The organism is Vibrio sp. 378 (assembly GCF_033339435.1).
Genome location: NZ_JAWOUO010001219.1, coordinates 1 through 513, shown reverse-complemented (window position 1 = coordinate 513; position 513 = coordinate 1). Strand labels below are relative to the sequence as shown.

The following is a 513-nucleotide window of genomic DNA, read 5'->3' as shown; positions in this document are numbered from 1 at the left end:
ACATTGTAATTTTAAGCGCTCAAACCTCCGAGATACACAGTTCATTAACTGTACTTTCATAGAGCAGGGGGCATTGGAAGGGTGCGATTTTTCTTATGCTGATCTTCGAGATGCTTCATTTAAAAACTGTCAGCTTTCAATGTCCCATTTTAAGGGGGCAAATTGCTTTGGTATTGAACTGAGAGATTGTGATCTTAAAGGGGCAAATTTTAGCCAAGTTAGTTTTGTAAATCAGGTTTCGAATAAAATGTACTTTTGCTCTGCATACATAACAGGTTGTAACTTATCCTATGCCAATTTTGAGCAGCAGCTTATTGAAAAATGTGACCTGTTCGAAAATAGATGGATTGGTGCAAATCTTCGAGGCGCTTCATTTAAAGAATCAGATTTAAGCCGTGGTGTTTTTTCGGAAGACTGCTGGGAACAGTTTAGAGTACAAGGCTGTGATTTAAGTCATTCAGAGCTTTATGGTTTAGATCCTCGAAAGATTGATCTTACAGGTGTAAAAATATG

Annotated in this window: 1 protein-coding gene; it reads left to right on the top strand. The window is 37.6% G+C overall.

Annotation, left to right across the window (positions count from 1 at the left end; all coding sequences use genetic code 11):
- The coding region (locus R7Q48_RS31235; protein ID WP_318134312.1) for a Qnr family pentapeptide repeat protein at positions 1-513 on the top strand (513 nt) is incomplete at both ends.